The following is a 5,708-nucleotide window of genomic DNA, read 5'->3' as shown; positions in this document are numbered from 1 at the left end:
ACAGGAAACCAGCTGCTTTGTATTTGTATCATAATTTTATGGCCTTTTTTAAAAGTGTGGGCCACATCAGGCAGAGTATATTTTACGGGTGTAATTTTATTAGGTACAAATGGTTCCGGCTTTTCAAAATTGTTACGGAATTTACCTCTCATAATTTCACCACGAACCAACATTTGATAACCACCCATAGGATACATTGCACCATTACCTTTTCCAAAAACTGTTTCATCGTATTTAAATTCATCGGGAAAAACATCAATTAGTTTTACCACAAAATCTGCATCGGTGGTGCTAATGCTTACCATTAAATCGGCAACTAACGGACCAGCCAATGTAATATCTTCATTTAAAACTCCTGTACTAAAAGTTAATACATCGGGTCTGCGGCTTGCAAAGCGCTGGTCGTCGGTCATATATTCTCTTGTTCTGTCTAAATGTACATCTTCGGTATAAGGAACTGGGTGAAACGGATCGCTGATGTATTCATCATAATTTTTATTGTCATCTTTTTTTAATGCTTTCATTTTTTTTGTGGTATCCATTTCTGGCATTGCCAACATAAGATCGTTACCGGCATTTAAAAATGCGTTAGAGTACTCAATATTTTTTGGTGGCCATTGCTCAAATCTTTTCCATTCATTTTCTCCACTAAAAAAAATATTGGCTTCAGCAATATCATGCACTGTGCCTTTTAATTTTAAATAAAAATTAAAAAAAGGTATTTCTATATTTTGCTGATAGTATTCACTTGTTTTACTTCCAAACCTTACGTTACCTAAATAACTGCCTTCGCTTCTGCCGCCCCAGCCACCATGAAACCATGGCCCCATCACCAAACGGTTATCGGTATTCTTATTTTTTTCTTCAATAGCTTTATATAAACTCCATGCACCAAAACAATCTTCTGCATCAAACAATCCACCAACAATAAGCATGGCAGGTTTTATATTAGTTACAAAGTTTCTTGCATTTCTTGCCTTCCACCAGTCATCATAATTGGGATGATTTATTAAATCTTTCCAAAATGCAATACTGTCGCCCATTATTTTACTAAAATTTTTTAAGGCGCCGGTCTTTAAAAAGAAATCATAATTATCCTGAGAAGGAATATTAAAACCTTTTTCACCCACTATTGTTGGTTTAGGCCTTGGTTTTCCAAAACCGCTGTAAAAATTAAAAGCATCCATTTGCATAAATGCACCGTTGTGATGAAAATCATCTCCCTGAAACCAATCGGTAACTGGTGCCTGGGGACTAACTGCTTTTAATGCCGGATGATTGCTTAAAGCCGCCATGGTACTGTAAAAGCCTGGATAAGAAATACCAAATACACCTACACGTTTGTTGTTAGCCGGAATATTATTTATCATCCATTCAATTGCATCATAAGTATCGCTGGCTTCATCAAATTCTTTTCCTTTTTTGTTGGGATTAAAAGGCCTTACATCCACAAAATTTCCTTCGCTCATCCATTTACCACGAACATCCTGTATGGCGATGATGTAGCCTTCTTTTAAATAATTTATCCAGTAAGTATTATAAAGAGCGGCATTAAATTTATCTTCTCCGTAAGGCGAACAGGTATAAGGCGTACGTTTAAAAAGTATAGGATGTTTTGCAGATGAATCTTTAGGGATATAAAATGCAGTAAATAATTTACTGCCGTCTCTCATAGGTAACAGGCGTTCAATTTTATAATAATTTTCTCTTACCCAAACAGAATCTTTATTTTGGGCTGTTATTTTTAAAAAAGAAAGGGATAAAAAAAGGAAGAACAAAAAATATTTTTTCATTTTATAATTGTTTGAGGGTTAAATTTAACGAATCTAAATCGTTTATCATGGCAAATAATGAAGAACTGATCAATAAATTTTATACTGCATTTAATAAATTGGATGCTGCAGGCATGAACAGTTGCTACAGCGATGATATTGTTTTCTTTGATCCGGTGTTTGGATTATTGCGGGGCAACGAGGCAAGATCGATGTGGGCCATGCTTTGTAAAAATGCTAAAGACTTTTCTTTAAACTATGGCAATATCATTCATTTGGATGAAGAGTTCAGCACCTGCGATTGGGTAGCCACTTATACATTTAGCAAAACAGGAAAAAAAGTGATAAATAAAGTAAGGGCCAATATGAAGTTTGCTGAGGGTAAAATTATTGAACACAGCGATGCTTTTAGTTTACATAAATGGAGTGCACAGGCACTGGGCTTTAGTGGCTGGCTGCTGGGCTGGAATAAATTTTTTCAAAACAAAATAAAAAATGGTGCAAAGAAAAATTTGCTGAAATATATGCAGCAGGCGTAATAAATATTTGTTTGCAGGATAAATTATTAAAACTACGATTGTCTTATTAAGATAACCTATTATAAAAATCCCCTATTGTATATCAGCAAAACAGGTTGTACTTTTCTGAAAATATTCTTAACCAAAACAATTAATCATGGGAAATCTTTTTGATTATTTAAACTGGCCTGCCATTTTAGTAGCAGCATTGGCTTATTTTGCTTTAGGTGCATTGTGGTATTCTAAAATTTTATTTGCTAAACGCTGGATTGCCGATTTAAAAATTGATGTAAATAATCCGGATGCGAAAAAAGGTATGGGGCTTATGTTTGGCGGCTCGTTTGTATTAATGCTTGTGCAAAGCCTTGCTATTGCAATATTGGCCGAACGGATTGGTATACGTGGAGCAGGCTGGATGGGAGGTTTGAAATTAGGTGCCCTTGTTGGCTGTTGCTTTAGTGCAGCTTCTGTTGGTGTAAATTATTTATACGAGAAAAAACCCTTGAGTTTATTTTTAATAAATGCAGGCTATGCCATTGTGGGCAATATTATTGCAGGTATAATAATCTGCAGCTGGATGTAAATAATTATTTAATAAAGCTGTAAGGTTTTAAAGCCTTACAGCTTTAAAATTTATTCTACCGTAGATACTTTTAAAATATTTGTTGGCAGATGCAGATCAACAGGTGTGCTGCCGGTATTCACCACCACATCGCCGGTTTTTAAAAATCCCCGTTGTTTTAATATTTCTATTTCATCATAAATAATATCATCCAAACTTTCTTCTTCGGCATAATAAATTGCCCTAACGCCCCAGCTTAGGCTAAGCTGATTAATTAATGTTTTTTCTTTACTAAAAATATACAATGGAGACTTTGGCCTGTAGCTGCTGAGCATAAAACCGGTGTAGCCACTTTGCGTCATACCAATTAAAGCAGCAGCTTTTGTATCCTGCGCCAGTTTGCAGGCACTGTAACAAACTGCATCGCTTAAAAAAGAAGGCGAATGCGGTTGTGGTTTTAAAATATCATCCCTGTCATAATCATACACCGTTCTTTCAACTTCTAAAATAATTTTGCTCATCATTTCCACTACCAAAGTCGGGTAATCTCCCATGGCAGTTTCGCCACTCAGCATTACCGCATCTGCACCTTCTAAAACTGCATTGGCCACATCGGTAACTTCACTGCGGTTGGGCTTGGTACGCTCCATCATACTCTCCATCATTTGCGTAGCCACAATTACCGGTTTTGCCCGGTGCATGCATTTGCGTATTAAATCTTTTTGAATAATAGGCACCTGTTCAATAGGTACTTCCACACCCAGATCGCCACGGGCCACCATAATGCCATCGCTCTCCACAATAATATCCCTGATATTTTTTAATGCCTCAGGCATTTCTATTTTAGCAATAACTTTTATTTTGCTGTTCCTGGCTTTAATTCTTTTTTTAAGATCGGTAATGTCAATTGCTTTTCTTACAAAAGAAAGTGCCACCCAATCTAAATTATTATCAATAATAAATTCGAGGTCTTCAATATCTTTTGGTGTAAGTGAGGGCATGGTTAATTCGCTATCGGGCAGGTTTACACCTTTTTTGGGTAACAGTGTTCCGCCTAAGCTAACCCTTATTAAAACTTCTTTATCATTCAATACTTTTTTTAATTCCACTTCCATTTTTCCATCATCAAAAAAAATGCGTTCGCCGGGCTTTACATCAGTGGCCAAATTTTGATAGCTCACATAAATTTTACTTTTTGTGCCTACAATTTTTTCAGTAGTTAAAATAATTTCATCGCCTTCTTTTAATTCTAAACTGCCGCCTTCCAGTTCTCCCACTCGTAATTTAGGGCCCTGCAAATCGCCAAGTATGGCTATATTGTAAGGTTCTTTTTTATTTATTTCACGGATGTATTGTATTATTTGCGATTTGGCTTCGTAAGCACCATGAGAAAAATTTAAACGAAAAACATTTACACCGGCTTTTACGAGTGCTAACAGTTTATCGTAGGTATCGCATGCCGGCCCAACAGTAGCAACAATTTTTGTTCTTTTTTGAGAGTGTTCAAGCCCCGCCTGTTTATCCATTTGGTGGTGCAGGTATTGTGTAAGATTTTTACTCATAATTTTTTAATGATACTGGTTATTTGATAAGGGAAAGTGTTATGTTTTTACTACGACGATAATATTTTTACCACCGTCATCCACTCTTCACTTATCCGTTGTTTTTTCTTTACGGCCTCGTTAAGCGGTGTATAATTCATTTTATTATTTACAATGCCCACAAAAACATTGTGCCTGTTTTCCATTAAGCATTCCACTGCATGATAACCCATGCGGCTTGCAATTAACCTGTCCATGCAACTGGGGCTTCCGCCTCTTTGTATATGGCCCAAAATACAAACCCTTACTTCCTGCTGGGGTAAACGTTTTTTAATAACTTTAGCCACTTCATCAGCACCACCAAATTCTTCACCTTCGGCCACTACAATTAAGTTTACTAATTTATGGCGGCGTTCTTTTTCTTCCAGGGCTTTAATAATATCATCTATTATTGTTTTTCTTTCAGGAATTAAAATATTTTCAGCACCCGTTGCAATACCGCTGTGCAAGGCAATATATCCTGCATCACGGCCCATTACTTCAATAATAAATAAACGGTCGTGTGCATCTGCAGTATCCCTTATTTTATCAATAGCTTCTACAGCGGTGTTTACTGCAGTATCAAAACCAATAGTAAAATCGGTGCCGGCAATATCTTTATCAATAGTGCCGGGCAGGCCAATGCAGGGGATATCAAACTCGTTGCTGAAAATTTGGGCGCCTCTAAAACTGCCATCGCCACCAATAATTATCAGCCCGTTAATGCCATGTTTTTTTAAATTTTCATAAGCAGTTTTTCTGCCTTCAGGCGTAAAAAATTCTTTGCAACGTGATGTTTTTAAAATGGTGCCGCCACGCTGTATAATGTTGGCCACACTCTTACTTTCCATCCTCACAATTTCATTTTCCACCATACCGCTGTAACCCCTCATAATTCCGTAAACTTCCATTCCATGATAAATTCCGGTACGCACAACTGCACGGATAGCGGCATTCATGCCCGGACTATCGCCGCCGGAAGTAAGTACACCAATTTTTGTAACTTTCTTTTCCATACGCCAAAGATAAGTTAAAGGGCTCAATTTTTTGTGTTGTACGTACACACTAAAACCCATGCAGTTATTTATCAACAAATTGTTGAAAGATTATTAGTACAAATAAAGCTGCAAAGGTTTGCATAGTTAAAAAAATATTATAAGCTGCCGTTTTTTTATCTTTAAATAATAAAATTTTAATTTTTGAGGCCATATATTTTTTATCTCACTAAAAAATATACAGTGACAGAGATTTAATTTTTTATAAATTTTCTTTATAC

General features: G+C 36.3%; 5 protein-coding genes. 2 read left to right on the top strand and 3 right to left on the bottom strand.

Annotated features, from left to right (window positions below):
• The coding region (locus tag ACY65O_RS00995) for a CocE/NonD family hydrolase (RefSeq protein ID WP_462218982.1) at positions 1-1,793 on the bottom strand (1,793 nt) is incomplete at its 3' end.
• Between the two features lie 47 nt (positions 1,794-1,840).
• Here ACY65O_RS00995 and ACY65O_RS00990 point away from each other — a divergent pair.
• Entirely contained in the window at positions 1,841-2,311 is a 471-nt protein-coding gene (locus tag ACY65O_RS00990; RefSeq protein ID WP_462218981.1) for a nuclear transport factor 2 family protein, read from the top strand.
• Positions 2,312-2,447: 136 nt separating this feature from the next.
• Positions 2,448-2,873 (top strand): DUF1761 domain-containing protein, encoded by a 426-nt coding sequence (locus ACY65O_RS00985; protein ID WP_462218980.1) that lies wholly within the window; start codon positions 2,448-2,450, stop codon positions 2,871-2,873.
• A 50-nt stretch (positions 2,874-2,923) separates the two neighbouring features.
• On the opposite strand, the gene pyk is transcribed toward ACY65O_RS00985, so the two are convergent.
• Both pyk and pfkA read right to left on the bottom strand, forming a co-directional pair.
• Positions 2,924-4,414, bottom strand: coding sequence for a pyruvate kinase (gene pyk / locus ACY65O_RS00980; protein WP_462218979.1), 1,491 nt, complete (start codon positions 4,412-4,414; stop codon positions 2,924-2,926).
• Between the two features lie 50 nt (positions 4,415-4,464).
• Positions 4,465-5,448, bottom strand: a complete 984-nt coding sequence (gene pfkA, locus ACY65O_RS00975; RefSeq protein WP_462218978.1) for a 6-phosphofructokinase — start codon at positions 5,446-5,448, stop codon at positions 4,465-4,467.
• Positions 5,449-5,708: the final 260 nt, after the last annotated feature.

It is taken from the genome of Ferruginibacter sp., from assembly GCF_031430955.1.
GTDB lineage: Bacteria > Bacteroidota > Bacteroidia > Chitinophagales > Chitinophagaceae > Ferruginibacter.
The sequence above is the reverse complement of the archived record's forward strand: the minus strand, read 5'-3'. Positions and strand labels throughout refer to the sequence as shown.

Coding starts and splice junctions, on each gene's coding strand:
- ACY65O_RS00990 (WP_462218981.1), top strand. CDS start 1,841: ATGGCAAATAATGAAGAACTGATCAATAAATTTTATACTGCATTTAAT.
- ACY65O_RS00985 (WP_462218980.1), top strand. CDS start 2,448: ATGGGAAATCTTTTTGATTATTTAAACTGGCCTGCCATTTTAGTAGCA.
- pyk (WP_462218979.1), bottom strand. CDS start 4,414: ATGAGTAAAAATCTTACACAATACCTGCACCACCAAATGGATAAACAG.
- pfkA (WP_462218978.1), bottom strand. CDS start 5,448: ATGGAAAAGAAAGTTACAAAAATTGGTGTACTTACTTCCGGCGGCGAT.